Raw genomic sequence first — 19,237 nt, forward strand, 5'->3', positions numbered from 1 at the left:
AAAAAATATAATTCACACACAAACAGAATTTATCATCCTCAATGAATGCAAGTTCCCTCCTCAAATCTTACCAACACTTCGGCGTCCACCTCGGCCTAGAAAGAATTCACCAACTTCTCCAAAAACTAGACAACCCCCACCAACAAGTACCCATTATCCACATTGCCGGCACAAACGGTAAAGGTTCCGTTTGCGCTTATCTCTCTTCCGTACTAACAGAAGCAGGCTATCGAGTTGGACGCTACACATCCCCGCACTTAATCGATTGGACAGAAAGAATTTGCATCAACCAAAAACCGATTTCCCCAACAGAATTGCAACAGTGTCTAGAACGAGTTGTCGCCGCCACCGAAAACAACACCGAAACCCCCACCCAATTTGAAATAATTACCGCCGCAGCTTGGCTGTACTTCGCCGAACAAAAAGCAGACATCGCCGTCATCGAAACAGGGTTGGGCGGTAGATTAGACGCAACTAATGTTTGCGAAACACCTCTCGCTAGCGTCATTACTTCTATCAGTCTGGAACACTGGCAAATACTCGGCCCCACCGTCGCAGATATTGCTGGGGAAAAAGCGGGAATTCTCAAAGCAAAATGTCCGGCAATTATCGGAGAATTGCCAGAATCTGCTAGAATAGTAGTAGAAAAACGCATTCAAGAATTAGACTGTCCGGCAACTTGGGTAAAACCCGCAATAGATTTAGGACAAGGATTCGCAGAATATCAGTTTAATCAAAATGCGGAGAAAATAAAATATCAATTGCCGCTGCTGGGACAAATTCAACTAATGAATTCAGCAATTGCGATCGCAACTATTGAAACTCTCCAAAACCGAGGATGGCAAATTTCCCCAACCGCAATCCAAAACGGTATCGCCAAAACCCAATGGCTTGGAAGACTCCAGCAGACAACTTGGAAAAACCGCAACATTTTAATTGACGGCGCGCACAACCCAGCCGCAGCGATCGCCCTACGTGAATATGTAGATAATCTTAACAGTTCCCAACCACCAATTAACTGGGTAATCGGCATTCTTGCTACCAAAGACTGCGACGATATATTAAAAGCATTACTCAAAAAGGGCGATCGACTTTATCTAGTACCCGTACCCGAACCCAATTCAACATCCCCCGCAGAATTAGCAACCATCGCTCAAAAAATCTGTCCTGAATTAACACTTTGTCAAACTTTTCCTGACTTAACAACAGCCTTAGATGTTGCTGTTGCAGACGACAACTTAACAGTTCTATGCGGTTCCCTGTATCTCGTCGGTCATTTCCTGCAACAACAACTATCCCATTCAAGTTAATTTTGCCAGATTTTCGGCTGTTTAAACACGGGAAATCCATCAGGACTTTTCAGTATTTTTCCCTGTTTGTCCCGTTCGACATCACAGAATACATAATTATCACTCGCATCTCGCATTAAAGCAGGTTGTCCGTCAACAATTTGGTAAGCAGGACGATAAAATTGAACCATGCCTTGATTTTCCACAATTTCTCCGTGTTCATCCCGCAAAATTGGACAACTCACTAATTTGTCTTCCGCATCAATAGCCCAAGAATTAGTTGCGGGATCTAGCAACAATTCCGGGTAAATATTTTGACCGCTAGATGACTTCAGCAATTCACCTTGTTCATCAACTAATGGCATGAAGAAAACAGGTTCTCCTTGAGAATTGCGAAGTAGTTCGTTAGTTTGGGGATGGCGCAGCGGAATTGCTCTCGGTGCAAGCAATTCTACATCGTCCAATTCGGGATGGGGCGGGTGCAAACTCGGTAATTCAGCATCAGTTGCAATGTCGTAATGGCGGGTATATTGCACGGCGGCTTTGGTAAATCCAGCCCGCTGCAACATGGCTTGAATGCCCGGTTGATCTGCTGCAATTAGCAAATCTATATCGCTGACTTTCATAGTTTTAGCGTGGGCGATCGCAGCTTTTGCTAGCATTTGAATTGCTTCTGATTTCCGGTGTTCTGGTTGGACGTACATCCCCAAAACGGAACCGACGCGGCGGGATTGAAAAGGATTTTCAATGTCGTGTTGCTTAATCAAGTATTCGGGGAGACTGGCGGGCGGGGCTTCGTCGTAATAGTAGATAAATAGACAGCCGATAATGCTGTCGCTGTGTTCTAGTACCCAGCAGAAAGAAAGGGTTTTTTCTAGTTGGCTGGTGACGTATTTTTCAAAGTCGAAGTTAGGTTTGACAAGCATTGAGGGGTCGATGGATTCGCGTTCTGCTGCGAATGCTTGCCAGAGGGGGGCGAGCTCCTTTGCGTCTTCTGTGGTGGCTAGACGGTGGCTGTAAGGGGCGATGGGGGCGATCGGCATAGTTGCGGCTGTCATAGCTTTTTGGGGGTGAATTTGCCTCGAAGGTGAAACCCTTCTATTGTTTATTGGGATTTAGCGGGGTATTTTTACGCAAAAGCCGAGTTTTTGTAATAAAAGTTAATATATAGGACTTGCGCATGGGGGCCCATAAACCGGGTTTTTTAGGAAAATATTGCATCCCAGCCTTTAATCTGGTGAAAAACCCGGTTTCTTTAATTGCTGAAATAATGATATATCTCGCTACAAAATCGTCAAATAAGTTTCTGTTGGACTGATGGGTAACGGTTTTAAAATTTGATTTTGTAAGTCGATTTCTAACCCCAAAGCTTCTAAAGGTATCACTCCCAAAAGAGCATCTCCACCTCCGGGTAACTCCAAGCACTCGAAGGTTCCTTCGCGATCGAACATGGATATTTTGGCATCTTGGAAAATTCGGGCTTTGCCGATGCCCATTGCTGTTGCTACGTCTACTTCTTTGAGGAGTTTCAGTCCCAGTTGGGCGATCGCATCTTGTGGCAAACACAAGGTAGTTGCACCCGTGTCTACTAATACATTTTTGAGAGTTATCGAGCGAATTTGCTCTAGTGAAATTGTCCCATCTTCTGCCCGAATTTGGTCGGCTCGATTAATGATGGTCAGAGTGGCGAAAACTTTTCCCATTGCTTTGTTGGTTTGGGTTTGCATAGTTGTCTCCTACTGGATAGTGGGACTGATTACCTCCTTTAATTATAACTTGTATTGAGGGCGATCGCGCTGGGTTTAAGAAACCGGGTTTCTTAACAAATATCTCGGTGGGATGCAAAAGTTATCGCAGAAACCCGGTTTCTGAGGAGCGATCGCACTCCATTTAACTTACAGAAAGAGTGGGATCAAGAAACCGGGTTTCTTCACAAATATTTCGGTGCTGATGCAAAAGCGATCGCAGAAACCGGGTTTCTGAGGAGCGATCGCACTTTGGATAGTTTACAGAAAGAAAGGGGGGCGATCGCACAACAACAACACCTGTAGGGGCGAAGCATTCCCCACGACAATCTATGATATAATCCACAATTGAACTTGGGGAATGCTTCGCCCTGGCCCCCGCGACAAGGCCAAAACTCAGACTAAAACGTGCGATCGCATCAAGTTTTTCCGGCCTTAACATTGGGGCTGGGCGAAGCATTGGCCAATATATATTTTCGGTATGATTTGAATATTGTCGCGGCCAATGCTTCGCCCCTACGTTGAATTATAATAAAAATGTTGAATTGTGAGGCTTTTTATGGCTTATAATCCTGAAATTCATCACCGTCGATCGCTCCGGTTACGCCAATATGATTATACCCAAGCAGGGGCTTATTTTGTAACTATTTGTTGTTATCAAAAAAATTGCTTATTTGGTGAAATTAAAGGGGGTATTATGTATCTTAATGCAATGGGGGAAGTGGTACAAAAAGTTTGGTCAAATTTACCGAATAATTTTCCTCAAATTGAACTTGATGATTTTGTGATTATGCCAAATCATTTACACGGAATAATTTGCTTAATTGATGATTCTGATTTGATGACCCCGCATACCAATATAACACCAATAAATCCGATGCCGAATGGTACGAAAAAAGGTTCATTAGGGGCGATTATCCAAAATTTTAAATCAATTTCAACGCGACGGGTGAATAATATTACCCGTAATTCCGGGACAATTTGGCAAAGGAATTATTATGAAATGATTATTCGGGACGATCGCGCTTATGAAAACATTAAGCGTTATATAAAGGAAAACCCGTTAAAATGGGAAGAAGACCCAGAAAATCCCACGCAATTACCCCATAATACCAATAAACCAATAACACAATAATATGTCAACACCTGTAGGGGCGAAGCATTCCCCTCGACAATCTCTGATATAACCGACAATTGAACTTGGGGAATGCTTCGCCCTGGCCCCCGCGACAAAGCCAAAACTCAGACCAAAACTTGCGATCGCCAAACAGTTTTTCCAACCTTAACGCGGGGGCAGGGCGAAGCATTGGCCAACATAAATTTGGGTGGGGATTCATAAATTGTCCCGGCCAATGCTTCGCCCCTACAAACATCAAAAATCATGTTTGATATTTACATAAAAGCGATCGCATAACAACCACACCTGTAGGGGCGAAGCATTCCCCACGACAATCTATGATATAATCCACAATTGAACTTGGGGAATGCTTCGCCCTGGCCCCCGCGACAAGGCCAAAACTCAGACTAAAACGTGCGATCGCATCAAGTTTTTCCGGCCTTAACATTGGGGCTGGGCGAAGCATTGGCCAATATATATTTTCGGTATGATTTGAATATTGTCGCGGCCAATGCTTCGCCCCTACGTTGAATTATAATAAAAATGTTGAATTGTGAGGCTTTTTATGGCTTATAATCCTGAAATTCATCACCGTCGATCGCTCCGGTTACGCCAATATGATTATACCCAAGCAGGGGCTTATTTTGTAACTATTTGTTGTTATCAAAAAAATTGCTTATTTGGTGAAATTAAAGGGGGTATTATGTATCTTAATGCAATGGGGGAAGTGGTACAAAAAGTTTGGTCAAATTTACCGAATAATTTTCCTCAAATTGAACTTGATGATTTTGTGATTATGCCAAATCATTTACACGGAATAATTTGCTTAATTGATGATTCTGATTTGATGACCCCGCATACCAATATAACACCAATAAATCCGATGCCGAATGGTACGAAAAAAGGTTCATTAGGGGCGATTATCCAAAATTTTAAATCAATTTCAACGCGACGGGTGAATAATATTACCCGTAATTCCGGGACAATTTGGCAAAGGAATTATTATGAAATGATTATTCGGGACGATCGCGCTTATGAAAACATTAAGCGTTATATAAAGGAAAACCCGTTAAAATGGGAAGAAGACCCAGAAAATCCCACGCAATTACCCCATAATACCAATAAACCAATAACACAATAATATGTCAACACCTGTAGGGGCGAAGCATTCCCCTCGACAATCTCTGATATAACCGACAATTGAACTTGGGGAATGCTTCGCCCTGGCCCCCGCGACAAAGCCAAAACTCAGACCAAAACTTGCGATCGCCAAACAGTTTTTCCAACCTTAACGCGGGGGCAGGGCGAAGCATTGGCCGATCTATATTTTGGGTATGATTCAAGTATTGTCGCGGCCAATGCTTCGCCCCTACAAACATCAAAAATCATGTTTAATATTTACATAAAAGCGATCGCACTCTGTTTAACTTGCAGAAAGAGAGGGGGCGATCGCGTGGTTTTGGGAAAGGGCGATCGCTTGTTCTTTTTGGCGGGTAATAGCCAAAATGTAGTCAAAGTTTTTTGATTTGTTGAAAGATGTTTTCAGAAAACATAATTACCTCTGAGTTTTTGATTATCGTTGGGGTATAACATTAATAACATCACTACCAACTGGAAGATTAGGAGCTACTTCTTTAATGTATTTCCAATCAAAATTGGAGCCAGGATCTGTCTTGCCATCACTCTTGCCATCACTTAATAAATTTAAACTATCTAAGTCTTGATGCCCAGGAAGATATTTGATCTGGTATTTGTTTATTAAATCTTGAGTAAGCCATTGTAAGGCATGATATTGCTCTGGGGTATAATCATTATAATTTCCATCAGGATTAACGATTTCAATTCCGATAGACCTATCATTAAAGTTTCTTGCCTGGTATGCTCTTTCTTCAAGAGGAACCATTTGAATTATTACTCCATTACGAGCAACAATATAATGTGAAGAAACTGGATCAGGAAAATTCACTGTTGGCAAAGGTAAATTTATATCTATACCTAAAGAAGTTGCAACAGCTATTTTTGATACAATAACTGACGCATTTATATCTGTTTCAATTCCCTCTAAATCAGGAATTAAGAAATGGGCTATTGTTTTTAGTACGCTATTATTTCCTGTGTGATGATACACAATCATATCTATATTATCTGAGCCACTAGAACGTGGATCATGATTGGGGCTGGGAATATAAAAAATAAGAGGCTTATACTCTAATAAAGTAGGAGGAGAAGAATATGTAACTCCACTACCAGAAATGGTGGCACTCGTCGTCACCGAATTTGAAAAATTATTATTTGACGAAAAATCAATTATTTCTTTTATCAAATCAACTTGCTGTTTCTCTGATAAATTAGCCCATAGATTTTTTTGTTCTTCAGGATTCAAATTGCCAAGAATATTTACTTGAGTATCTGTGGATAGGTTGCTAAAAACTAAGGGCTTTTCTTCTGTTGAAATTTTCTCAAACCCTGTAATCTGATCATTTTGAGACAGAGTTTCAATGTTCTTAGCCTCTAAGTTTGCTTGTTCTATTTTTTGTTTTTCAGCTTCTTGTTCTTGATTAATGCAAGTGCATTGACATTCACACTCCTCCTTCCCTGAAATCTTATCAACCATCCCCATCAAATCATTTTTCCAAAGACCCAAAATCCCATCAATACCAGACAACCAACCCTCAATCCCCCCATTCTTAATCGCATTACCTAAGTACAAAGCAGTATTACCAACCTTACTGACATTCTCCAAAATCCCAGCAACAGCAGTATTGAAATTACCAGCAAAACTTTGACCGATCGCCAGTGCCCCATTAAAGAAATTGCCGATCGCATTCAACCAATCCCCACTTTGAATCGACTTAATACCGCTATAAATCATCTGCGGTGCTTGTTGCAAACTTTGCACCACAGACAACATAACTTTCTGTAGCGTGCCACTAAATTGATTGATAAAACTGCTCATCCCCGCCGATGCAGCACTCGCCACACTACCGAGAATTTGCAGGAAACCCATAATACTTTCGCCCGACATGAGCGATCGCGCCCCAGAAAACGCACCAGAAGCAATAGTTTGAAGGGTTTTAATCGTCTGTGCTGCGGCTTTTGCGCCTGCACTCGCCATCTGACCTAAACCGCCAGAAATAGCAGTTAAACCAGTCATCACCCCACTGAAAATCGCCCCCATCCAGTCACCATTTATGACAGCTTGAATCGTATTAATTGCCCCACTGACAGCACCTAAACCAATAGAGAAGGGAATCAGTGCGGGAAAAACAGGAGAGAGAATCATCAAAACAGTGCTGAGAATCCCCATGACTTGGGAAATAATACCCAAAATCTTATTCCAAAAAGCCTTCTTCCGAGCCTTCCGTTCCGCAACCCGCTGCTTGATAATTTGGTCCAACATCTCCTTCGACTGCTTCGCCAAATCATCAGAAACACCCACCGCTTGTTCCGCATAAGCAACCTTAGTCAAAGCCTCCATATACAGCGGCTCAATCACCTGCTTTTCACCCGATAATTCCTCAGCACGCTGCAACTCTTTCAACAATTGTTGAGAAGCACCTTGCAAATCCGTCTCGGCAGTTTGCAACAACTGAGTATCCCACTGTTCCTCTAAATCGATGCGACTGATCTCAGTTTTGTACTGCTGAATTTGCCCGATCAAACCGTCCATTGCCTTCAGCAGATTTTCCTGAATATTCGCCGCTTCTTTGCCTTGCAGCGCTTCATGGATATCACCCCGCGCTTCTGCTAACAACGCCTTTAAATCCGCCGGCAAATCAGATTGCTGCTGACTTTCCAAATCTTTCAGCGATGCGAGAAGTCCCGCTAATTGAGTTTGCAATTGCACCGGATCGTCCGTTGCTTCGAGGGTAGTCATTCCCAGATTTCCCCGCCCCTGATTTAATGCTTGGCGCAAATTATCTTCCGCTTGCAGTTGCTGCAACAGTTCTATTTTGGCAACAGTTTCTGTTCTCTGACGTGCCGTTTCTAGTCTGTCTCGTTCCATCCTCGCTTGCACTGCTTCATCAATTCCCTTCTGCCGCGATTCGGCAATTTCTTGCTCTAATTGTGCTTGGGCTAAATTCAGTTTTTCGATCGTTACTAACTGAATAAAGGTTTGTTCCGTTTGTTCGCGGATGCGGGTAATCCCATCCAAACGTGCTTGGGCAATGGCTAATTCCTGTTCTTTCTTCTCCTTTTCCTCCTGGGTAGTGGCAATTTTGTCATTCAAATCGCTCAATATTTTAGCAGCAGCTTCTTGCTGTACTTGCAGCGTTTTCATCTGCGCTTCTGCGGTTCGTCTCGCTGCACCAAAGGCATCAGCTTGCGATCGAGCGCGGCGCTGCAATTCCTGATTTACCAACATTTCCTGATAGTATCGGTCTGCTAACATCCGGTCTTCTGGCTTAGCTAAACCGGGGCTAGAGCTATTGCCTTTATCGCCTGCTAAATCGCTGTAATCGCGATAGTAAATCTCTGCCGCCGTCGCCATGTCGTTGTGCTTAGCTACATCTAACAGCGCTTTCGCTTCTTTGAAACCCGCGTCAGTTGCTTGCTGCAATCGCTGCAAAATTTGGAATTCTAAATTGTTGACTTCTTGCTGTTTTTGTGCAGCTTGAATCGTGTAGTTAGCATTCGCCTGAGTTGCTTCTACCAGCGCTTTCAGAATCTGTTGATTTTCCCTCGCTTGCTTGAGATGTTCGTCATTTTGCACCAACAAATCTTCTTTCAACTGTTGCAATGGTGCGGTGAGAATCTTGCTAGCAGCTTCAGCTTGTTCTGCTAAGCGCTGGGCTTCGGCTAAAGCAGCGCGGGCATCTTGCAATTGTTGCTGCAAATTGCTGGTGTCGGCATCGGGGTCTTTGATGTAAGCATCGAGTAACCTTTGTTCGGCAATAATTACCTCGTTTTGTGCTGTTAATAGCGTCCGTTTTTGGGTCAGCGCGGTTTGCTGTGCGGTGAGAATTGCAGCTTTATTTGTTAGTAGCTGCAAGGTTTGTTTTAACTGTGCTTCTTTGCTGTATAAATCTTGCAAACCGTCTACAGTAGCACCTTGTTTGACAAATTCGGTAATTCGATCGGCAATTGCCTGCTGTTGCTGTTCCAGGGAATCAATTAGCGCTTTTGTGCCTGCTAATTCCGGTGCTAAGGCTACACTTTGCCGCTCAACCCATTTTTCTACATCCGCAATTTGTTGCTGAGTTTCTATGGCTTGTTTGTTGAGTTCACCGCGACGTGCCAGGATATCAGCAACAGCAGCGCGATATTCCTCAGAATTAGTATCGTATTCTTCCCATTCTTGCTGCACTTTAGCATTTTGGGCGGCGGCTTCAGCCTCGGCGTGTTCTAACTGTTGCTTCAGCGTTGGCAACAGATTTTCTAATAATTCCAGTTGAATTTGGTCACCGGGAATCGACTTGCGAGCCTCTTCTAATTGTGCAAAGAAATTGCGGGCTTCTGTAACAGGAGGTTGAGCTTCATTGGCCGCATTATTTGCGTCAGTCCACTGTTTCGCCAATGGTTCGATGCGCTCTTTTTCCTTGCGCCATTTATCGGCTTCTGCGAGATGTGCAATTCCTTGTTGCCGCAACTGGGGAAATATTTGGGAATATTGACTCCAAAGAATCCAATTATGGTCAACATGGGTAACAGTCTCCCAATGACCTTTTCCAGAGCGTCCTTTAACCCAGCGTTGCTCGTACCAGTAAGGCCCATTTTTGCGACTGACAGCCCAATTATAAGCCGCTTGTTGTTCGTACCAATCTGCCTGTGCTAAAGCTGCATAACCTTGCGCTTCGTGTGATGCTTGTTCGGCTTTTGCTTTATCAAATAGCGTTTGATTTGGATTTCGCCCTTCGACAGCATCAGCAGCCAGTAATTCATCCACCGTTGAATTTAACAAGTTGGATATTTGCTGATTTGAACTACGTCCTTCTAAAGTTGCCCCTTGCAAAAAATTAATAGCTGTACCGTTTTCAGGATGCTCTTTGAGGAATTGCACTCTTAATTCTTTAGTAGCTGCATCTATTTCTGTCTGAGATGTTTTGGAACCTAGAATTGCCTCTACTTGTGCTTGATAATCCTTCAATTCCTGCGACTCAACACCGTAACGAATCGCAATCGGAGCAATTTCTTGCCACAACTCTTTATCCTGCTGAATGCGGAGTTTAATTTTCTCGATCGCTTGTTCAGTAGAAGTAACGCTACCATCCAGTACATCGGCGAGATTTTCCACAACTCCAAGAGTCTTAATCCCATCCTCCAGATTCGCCTCACTTCGCTGATATGCGCCGTAGGGTTCAGCAAATTGACTGTTAATTTCAGCTATCAAACTATCAACAGATTCAGACAATTTTTGCTGGTTATCACCCAATTTTTTAGTCATCGGGTTGCCCTCTAATAGCTCTTGAGTTGTGTTGGTGACGCTATTAGTTAAATCTTGGCGAACTTGGTCGGTAAGTTGGGCATGAGCTAGCACGGTGTCATCTTTAATTGCCGCCTCAGCCGCGTTTTCAGAATTGAGCTGAGATTGCAAAGCATTGAGGCGATTTTCATTGCTTTCTAGCTTCTGGCGGATTTCTAATTCTTGCTTTTGCCGCAACGGAAGCAGCGCTTCTGTTGCCTGTTTCAGCAATTTTTCTAAATCATCAGCGGCTGTTTGACTCGATGCTTGCAATGCTTCTAAACTGCTAAGCTGAGATTTTGAAAGTTGAATCAAATTCTTCAGATATTCCTGACTCACCGGATCTGTTGTATTGGCAAGTTGCTGTTCCCAATCAGCACCTAACTCGTTGATACTGTTGATTTGATTTGTCAAATCTTGACCTTGACCGCGCAATTTTTCAAAGTGAGTATTGACTTGCGGCTCGACTTGTGTAGCAAAGAAATCAACATCGGATTCAGAAGCAAGCATTCCCAAACCAATTAACTGACGCAGTGCAGTTGATTTTAATTGAGTTGTTTGTGCCAGTTCTGCGGCCAGATTTGCGGCCTGAGATGCTGCATTTTGGATGGTTTGAATCAGTTGATTTTCTCGATCTTGCAGGGGTTGCAAGCGCTGATTCACAGATGCGATCGCACTTTGTACCGCATTAAACTCCGCTTCCAGTTGCGGCATCCCTCCCAAGGCTTGTAACTGGGAGTTGAGGTCAGCAATTTGTGACTGTTGTTCGGCGGCTTTCTGAGTTAGTTCATTAATTTTATTCCCGGCATCTTGACGGCGCTGCCACAGTTTGTTCCGCTCATCTGCCATCAATGAAGCTGCTTGCAAATGACTGCGATAAGCCGCAGCTTCCCCAGCATTGTAAGCCCAAGCGCTGCCGTTCCAATACCACGTTTTTTGCCGACTCGCATCAGCCAAATTCAAGTAATAGCGTTCCGTTGCTGCGAGTCCAGCATCGTTATCGATCGCACTTTGAATCACTAAATTTTGGTTGCCGATTTGTAGATTGGTAAAAGCGAGGGCTTGTTGAGTATCGGCAAGAGATGTTTGGAGCGATCGCCCTTTTTGCAGATTCTCTTGAACCGGCTTTAATTGTGACTGCAAATCGGCCAATTGTTGCCTGTCAGCTTCCCCAGCTTGACGAGTTGCTAATAGAGATTCAGTGGCAGTTACTTGAGTTTGATTTGCTTGCTGCCATGCGTTCCAATCCTGCTGATACTTAGTTTGTAAAACACCAGTGCGATTGAGAACATCGAGGCGACTTTGCAGGCGATCGACTTCACCTTCAACTTGCTCCAAGTATTGGCTGGTAAGTTCAATTTCCCGATATTTGTCAATCAGTTTTTGTTCGGTATCAGCTTTTTGTTGATTCAGCTTATCTAAATCTTTGACAAGATTATCCCGCTGCTGTTGTTGTTGCGATAGTTGGGCATTTAATTGTGATAGCTGAACTAAAAAGTTCTTGTCTGTTTCCAGTGTGCCTATTTGCTGTTGAGCCGTGGCAATTTGCGGCTGCAAAGTGGCATTTATTTGTTGTGCATTTGAGCTAGCTAAATCTCGCTGAGCAGCAGCATTATTAGCAGCAGCTTGGGCGGCATTTCGGTTAAGGATCGCCTGATTAATATTGTTATTTAAGAATCCCGGAATATTTAATAATCCAGGAATCGGATTATTTAACAATCCTGGATTATTAAATAATCCTGAATTCTGTCCATCTGGAAGATTCAAAAACCAACTAGGAATCTGTGAATTCCAATAATTAGCATTAGCTTGCTGCTGCTGTCGTTGCTGTTCAAATTGTTGTGCAGCAGCAAAGGCTTGGCTGATTTGATTTTGATAGCCTTGTACCGCTGATTTTTGCTGCTGAATTGCGGTATCTGTAGAGCCGATCGCACTTGGGATATCCGTCAGTTGCGCTGCGGAAACCGTCGATAAACTGGATATAGTTTGGGCGATCGCACTTTCCGTCCCTTCAATTTCCTTGTCTTTATCAGCAATTTGCTTTTGTTTAGCAGGAATCTGAATATCTTCTAAATCGGCTTTCTTCAAACCCAATTCGCGATATTCTTGCTGGAGTGCTGCGAGAGATTTCTCAGTTTGTGCTTGCTCAGTTTTCCCTTGAGTTAAACGACTATCTAAATTATCAAACCCGGCTAGGAAACTCGCGCCACTTCCCTCATAGGATTTTAGATTTTGGATTTTGGATTTTGGATTGATAGATGCGGGTGCGGTTTCTAGTTGTTGGATTAAATCAGCTATTGCCAAACGTTCCGGCGAATCAGCCAAAGCCATTGCTAACTGGTCGCGCTGCAACTTAGCCCAAGCCAATTCTTGCTCTAAATTCTGCAAATAACTTCCCCAGTTATCCAACTGTTGCTGCAAACTATCGCTGGGATTTTTTTGCAATTGATTCTGCAACTCCAGCATTGTCTTGAACGCATCCAGTTGTTCAGATTCTAACTTCTCAATTTGCTTGTCAACTGCCAACAATCTCTCGCGATAAGGCAACAAGAAACCAGCCGTTTCTAAGAAGTTTTGCAAATTCTTCGCAGCTTCAGCTTTGTCAGCTTGAATTTCTTCTAACTTAGCCTGACTTTCTTTCAACCGATTTTCGGTTACATCGGTTAGCTGTTGTTGCGCGGGAATCTTTTCACTTTCCAATCTTTGCAGTTCTTTTTCGGCTAGATCGATTTCTTGAAGCAGCGTTTCTAACTTTTGTCGCTGAACCGGATCGTGCAAATCCAACAAGTCTTTTTCAGCTTGCAACCGTAACGCATCCGCCGCAATTTCATAGTCAATTCCCTGTTTCAAAACAGGCCAATCTTTAATGCCAGTTTCTAACTTTCTTGCCTGTTCTTGCAGCGCGCTTGCTTGTTGCTGTGCTTGTTGCCCTAACTGTGCGTAAGCTTGCGACTCCGAAGCTGCTTCATTAGCTAATTGTTGAGCCATATCTCGCGGCCCAATATGTTCGGGATAGTGTACAGTTCCATAAACAGGTTCGGTATTTTTTCCAGAACGACCTGTACGTTTAGTACCTACTTGTTCCCAACGATTAATTTGAGAATTGTGCCAATTAGCTTGAATTTGATTTTGTTGTTGGCGCGACCCAGCAATAGCAGCTAAATTGGTATAATTTTCAGCAATCTTTGCTTGTTCTGCGGCCTGTTGTTGCAAAAGTTGGAGCACTTTACCAGCCTTATCGAGACCTTCTTCACCGAGATTAGTTGGTCTTGCTTCTAGGAATTGAGCGTACTGATTTAAAGCACCTTCTTGCTGTGTTGCTTGTTGCGATAGCTGCTGTAAATTTTGAGAATTTTGAGTAGCAATTTGGGATTGCCATTGCGATTGATTTTTCTGCTTTAACAAGTTTGGGTCATTTGCCCAACCCCAAACTTCTCGCCGGCGGCCGGATCTGCCCTTTTCTGAACCAACAGGTTGCCACCGGAGGGGGTTAATGCTGTTGGAAATCGCACTAAATCTCGTCGATTCTGCATTTTGAATCGCAGCTTGTTCTTGAAAATTAGAGGCTAATTCCTGTTGTTTATTTGCAGCTTCGCGCCAAGGTGCGGGATCTGTCTGCAAATTATCGCCAACATTCGCAAAAGGATTGAGCAATTTAGCTTGAGCTTTAGCCAAATCTGTCTCAGCTTTGGCAATTTGTGCTTGAATTGCCTCTAACAGTTTTTGAGTTTCTGTCTCTAAAGCAGATTTATTTTCCCCAAGTTTAACTAACCTATCCTCAAGTTCCTTTTGCTGTGCTAAAAGATTTTGCAGTCGATCGTTTTCAATTTGATAGTGACTGGTTGCGAGGGCTAATTCTTCGACTCTTTGTTGGTTGTGAGCGTCAGTAATCCCAGCATCAGTGCTAACTTGTTGATACTTATTTAAAGCCTCAGCAATTTTCGCGATCGCCTCAGCTTGCAAATCTGACAAGCTGAGAGAGGAATTGCCCAAATTTGCTAAGATTTGCCACTGTTCGAGTAAATCTTGCTGAGCTTTTTCTAACTCAAAAATTGCCTTTTGAGTTGGCTCAGATGCAGCTCTAGCTAAGGTTTCAACGCGCCCTTCTCCGCTAAATAAACTTACCTGCACCCCTGATTTTACTTCGTCTATACTTGGTTCAAGTGACAAAGCGCGATCGATCGCACTTTTCACATCTACCAAACCCGCCCCAGTTTCTTTATCCCATCCAGGTGCATTCAAATCCGCTGCTGTATCTATCAGCAATTGCTTGACTTGTGTCAAACTTAATGCTGGATTTGCTGCCCAAACTAAAGAAGCTGCGGCTGTGACATAGGATGCCGATCGCGAAGTGCCGACAAAAGCATTGGGATCGTTCGCCCACGAACCCCCAGGAGCCATTAAATCGAGTCCTTCACCGTAGGCAGAATAGTCAGTTTTAGACTCAAATTGATTGACAGCACCGACAGTAATAATGTTATCAAATTGCTTGCTAGCCGCTCCCAAAGCTGACATTACACCGCCAGTATTGCCTGCGGAAACAACTAGCAAAACATTATTTTCGCGGGCATATTGAATCGCGGCTTGTTCTTCAGGAGTGAGTTCGTAACGAGTGGTAATGCCGATATCATCTAATTGGGATAAATCAAAACTTAAATTCGCGATCGCCCGATTTTCACCATTTGCTTTCACCCCATCTACAAACCGCCTCAATTGCTCGGCCCAATCCCCGCGATCGACAATAAAAGTGTCGTACTCAGCCAGAGAATTAATCGAGGAAAATGCAGAAGTAACTCGCTGAACGTGCTGTCCTTCAGTAAAATCAATAAACGCAACCTTCGGCTGCTTAGCATCAGATGGAAGCAGAGAAATCGCCTCATCAGCATTCAACAAAAACTCATCAAATCCTGTCGAATCAGGATGACTCAAAGCTTCCCCTAAAGACACTGATAGCCCAAATTCTGCTCCCACATCTGGACTTTGCAGTAATTGTCGGATAGTCGGAATATTGCTGTCATTTATGCCGAGTTTAGCCAGAGAATCAGGGTTATTAAATAACGGCAGAGCATCGGGATATTGCTCTAATAAAGTTGCCAGATTTTCCAGAGATTCTGCTGCTGCATCGGTACTCAAAGCTTCGCTAAAACTTTGCGAATTTTGATTGATGACTTCTGTAAAATCTGTGAGGGCATTATTGACAGCAGTAATTGACTCCGTACTGAGATTGCTATTAGTAACTGCAAAATTGTGAATGACAGAATTACCTGCCGCATCCGTTGCTCGAATTACGACATCTGTTACCCCCGATTGTGGCAATCCTGTTAGTTGTAACTTATCCCCTTCCAAACTGACAGCTAAAGAGGCACTGTTACCCTCAACGACTTCATATTTTAAAGTGCTAGCTTCCGGGTCAACAAATACTTGAGCGAGGTCAATTGTGCGCGTAGGTTGTGCGGGAGTTAATGCCATATCTGCAACGGGTTTAATCGCAGGAGGCTTATCATTAACTAAGGACTTAGTTAAAATTTCCTGGGCTGCTTTTGACTCCAGCCATTGAGTATTGGCATTGACATTTGCTGCGAGTTCGGGTAAATTTGCCGTCGCGCCATCGATCGCAAAAATCAAGTCATTAAAATCACGATCGCCCTGGTTCCCCGGTATATCTTCCCAACCAAAAGTATTACCATTACCAGTGAAATCAGCCAGCATTCCTTGACTGTCGGGATTAGCTGCTGGAATTGAAAATAGGGGAGTTTTATCTGCCCAAAGATTGGGAGATTCAGATATCTCTTGCACAGTGCCATTAGGAACTAACATCACAGCGAATTTGGCACCAGGAGGCATGGCAAAAGTTTTGATACCTTGGTACTGACCCTGATTAACATTAGGTTCGCCAAATTCACCGCTAAATCTCGCACCTTCCAGGCGATCGCGAATCGCAATATAACCCAATTCTGAATTGCTTAAGGCACGTTTAACCGCTTCTTGTTTAAAAGCATCGGAATGCGGCGGATATTGCTCCATCCCCGATAAATTAACGATCGCAATTTCTCCCTCATAAAGACCGCCATCAACGAGGAAATCAAAGCTGACTTGACCCGTTTCGCCAACAGTCCATACTCCCGGTGTGAGATTCAGCGAGTTATTTGCAGGAATATCTAATTTTGATTGAGGAACTTCTGGATTTGGCAGAATAACTGGATTTTCAGTTCTATCTGTTCCGGCTGTTGACTGATTTGTATTAGTTTTTGTTTGAGGTTCAGTTAAAAATGACTTAGGCGCTTCCACCAAAGAAACCGGGTTTTTTACCGAATCTGTAGGCTGTAACGAAGTATTTTCGGATAAAAACCCGGTTTCTGATTCCCCATGAGTAAGTTCTATTAAAGTTGATGCTGTTTCCTGAGTTTCAGAAGCGATCGCATCTTGATTTAGATTGATTTCATTCGGAACAGAAACAGGTGCGATCGCCTTTTTGTCCTCTTCAATTGTCACCGCAGGCGTGACAGTTGTTTCTGAAGATGGCTGATGCGCTTCCACCAAAGAAACCGGGTTTTTTACAGAATCTGTAGGCTGTAACGAAGTATTTTCGGATAAAAACCCGGTTTCTGATTCCCCATGAGTAAGTTCTATTAAAGTTGATGCTGTTTCCTGAGTTTCAGAAGTTATCGCATCTTGATTTAGATTGATTTCATTCGGAACAGAAACAGGTGCGATCGCCTTTTTCTCTTCTTCACTTGTCACCGCGGGCGTGACAGTTGTTTCTGAAGATGGCTGATGCGCTTCCACCAAAGAAACCGGGTTTTTTACCGAATCTATAGGCTGTAACGAAGTATTTTCGGATAAAAACCCGGTTTCTGATTCCCCATGAGTAAGTTCTATTAAAGTTGATGCTGTTTCCTGAGTTTCAGAAGTTATCGCATCTTGATTTAGATTGATTTCATTCGGAACAGAAACAGGTGCGATCGCCGATTTTTCTTCTTCAATTGTCACAGTTTTGTCTGAAGTAGCAACCTCGGTTTTTGCAACAGATTCAGCAGCAGGAGAAACAGGTGCGATCGGCTCTATTTTAGCTTCATCAGTCGGCGTTACTTTTGTTTCAGAAACTGCCACATCTTTAGTTTCCACAGAATCAATTAAAGGTTTTGTATCCTCTTTGGCAGTCGGTAGAGTATCCGAAATAGGAACATCTAAAACTAAATTTGACTCAGAATTAGAGACAGGTTTTGCATCCTCTTTGGCAGGCTCTACTTTCGGTTCAGCGTCTGGTTTAGGATCGGCAATCAAAGCCTTACCCATATCCGTTTTTCGCCAATCATTATCGGCATTAATCACGCTATCTAAATTCACAGCTTGACCAGTTGCACCCCGCACCTGAAATACGAAGTCATTGTAATCGCGATCGCTCCCTAAATCGACTCGCATATCCTCCATTGTAAAAATCTTGCCACTACCGGTTACATCGGCAATTTGACCCACATGAAATCCCTCAGCAGGATTCGCTGTCACCATCGAGAATAAAGGACGTTTGTCTCCTCCGATCGCCGGATTGTTAAGCACCTCTTGTACAGTCCCATTAGGTACTAACATCACCCCAAATTCCTCACCCGGAGTCATCGCAAAAGTCTTGACTCCTAAGTAACTTCCATCGTTAGAATTGCCTTCAGGTAAATTATCGGTAAATTTTGCACCTTCACTCAAGTCATTAATCACTAAATGACCTTTTTCAGAGTTGCTAAGTGCTCTCGAAGCCACTTCTTTGATAAATTCTTCCGAACCCGGTACAAACTTCTCCATCCCTTTGAGGCTGATAATAGCTAATTGACCTTTATACAGCCCACCGTCAAATAAGAAATCGATGCCGACTTGACCCGTAGAGTCAACAACAAATTTCCCAGATGTAAAGGAATTATCAGCTACTGGCTCTGATTTAGGAACTGTTGGACTGAGTTCTTTTTGTGTTTCAACTGCGACAGATTGAGTGCTTTCAGCAAGCTTGTTATCGTTTTCCCCGCTGCTGGCTGTAGAGTTTTCTTTTTTAGTATCTTGGCTAACTTCGGCGGTAGTGACAGGCTTTTCGGCTGTTGAACTTTCAGGTTGAGTTGTTTCTGCAATTGCGGTTGCTTTCGGTTCGATACTTGTGTTATTTGTAGCAGTTTCAGTTTCGGAATTTTGCTCTTTTTCGGCTAACGCAGTAGGGGCGATCGCACTTAAATTTTCTGCGGGTATCTTATTGTTAGTCAGCGGGTCATTTGCTGTCAAAGTCTCATCTTTAACCGGAATTAACGGTGCATCTTTGCTGCTTCCAGTCAGTGTATCTTCGACTTCTGCATCGGAACTGGAAGACAAGGTATTGCGCTCGATCGACCCGCTTAAACTGCTGCTGAGATTGTCGGGAACAATTAAAGAATCATCGGATTTATTGCTGCTTGAATCGGAAATAGTATCGTTTGATTTAGTAGGGGCGATCGCGGCAGATATTTGGTCAGCTTCAGTTGCGGGCTGATTTTTGCTGTCAACTATCAACGAACTTCCGCCGATGTTTTGTCGGTTGCTGCTGCTTAAAGGGTTGAGTATATAATTATTTGTCACACTTCCCGGTAAAGTGTCAGTTATCAAAACATCTTGCAATATAACGTTATCTTGAACTTCATTTACGCTTGCCATTGGGATTGCACTCCTAATC

General features: G+C 43.3%; 7 protein-coding genes. 4 read left to right on the plus strand and 3 right to left on the minus strand.

Annotation, left to right across the window (positions count from 1 at the left end; genetic code table 11):
• Positions 1-41: 41 nt before the first annotated feature.
• Positions 42-1,310 carry a bifunctional folylpolyglutamate synthase/dihydrofolate synthase gene (locus QUB70_RS07265; protein ID WP_332979308.1) on the plus strand — a complete coding sequence of 423 codons (1,269 nt, stop codon included), beginning with the start codon at positions 42-44 and terminating at the stop codon, positions 1,308-1,310.
• On the opposite strand, the gene QUB70_RS07270 is transcribed toward QUB70_RS07265, so the two are convergent.
• A complete protein-coding gene (locus QUB70_RS07270; protein WP_332979309.1) occupies positions 1,307-2,347 on the minus strand; it encodes a GNAT family N-acetyltransferase in 1,041 nt (346 codons plus the stop codon). The two genes, QUB70_RS07265 and QUB70_RS07270, sit on opposite strands and share 4 nt — an antisense overlap.
• Before the next feature lie 225 nt (positions 2,348-2,572).
• On the minus strand, positions 2,573-3,016 hold the full coding sequence (locus QUB70_RS07275; RefSeq protein WP_332979310.1) for a retroviral-like aspartic protease family protein: 444 nt from the start codon (positions 3,014-3,016) through the stop codon (positions 2,573-2,575).
• A 577-nt stretch (positions 3,017-3,593) separates the two neighbouring features.
• Between QUB70_RS07275 and QUB70_RS07280 the strand changes: the two genes are divergently transcribed.
• From QUB70_RS07280 to QUB70_RS07290, 3 genes are all read left to right on the plus strand, one after another.
• Positions 3,594-4,169 (plus strand): transposase, encoded by a 576-nt coding sequence (locus QUB70_RS07280; protein ID WP_332979311.1) that lies wholly within the window; start codon positions 3,594-3,596, stop codon positions 4,167-4,169.
• A gap of 547 nt (positions 4,170-4,716) precedes the next feature.
• Entirely contained in the window at positions 4,717-5,292 is a 576-nt protein-coding gene (locus QUB70_RS07285; protein ID WP_332979311.1) for a transposase, read from the plus strand.
• Positions 5,293-5,364: 72 nt separating this feature from the next.
• Complete coding sequence (locus QUB70_RS07290; RefSeq protein ID WP_332979313.1) at positions 5,365-5,676, plus strand: hypothetical protein; 312 nt, start codon at positions 5,365-5,367, stop codon at positions 5,674-5,676.
• A gap of 48 nt (positions 5,677-5,724) precedes the next feature.
• Here the strand turns inward: QUB70_RS07290 and QUB70_RS07295 are convergent, their stop codons facing one another.
• A complete protein-coding gene (locus QUB70_RS07295) occupies positions 5,725-19,218 on the minus strand; it encodes a DUF4114 domain-containing protein (protein WP_332979315.1) in 13,494 nt (4,497 codons plus the stop codon).
• Positions 19,219-19,237 lie beyond the last annotated feature (19 nt).

This window comes from Microcoleus sp. A003_D6, from assembly GCF_036702825.1.
Lineage (GTDB): Bacteria > Cyanobacteriota > Cyanobacteriia > Cyanobacteriales > Microcoleaceae > Microcoleus.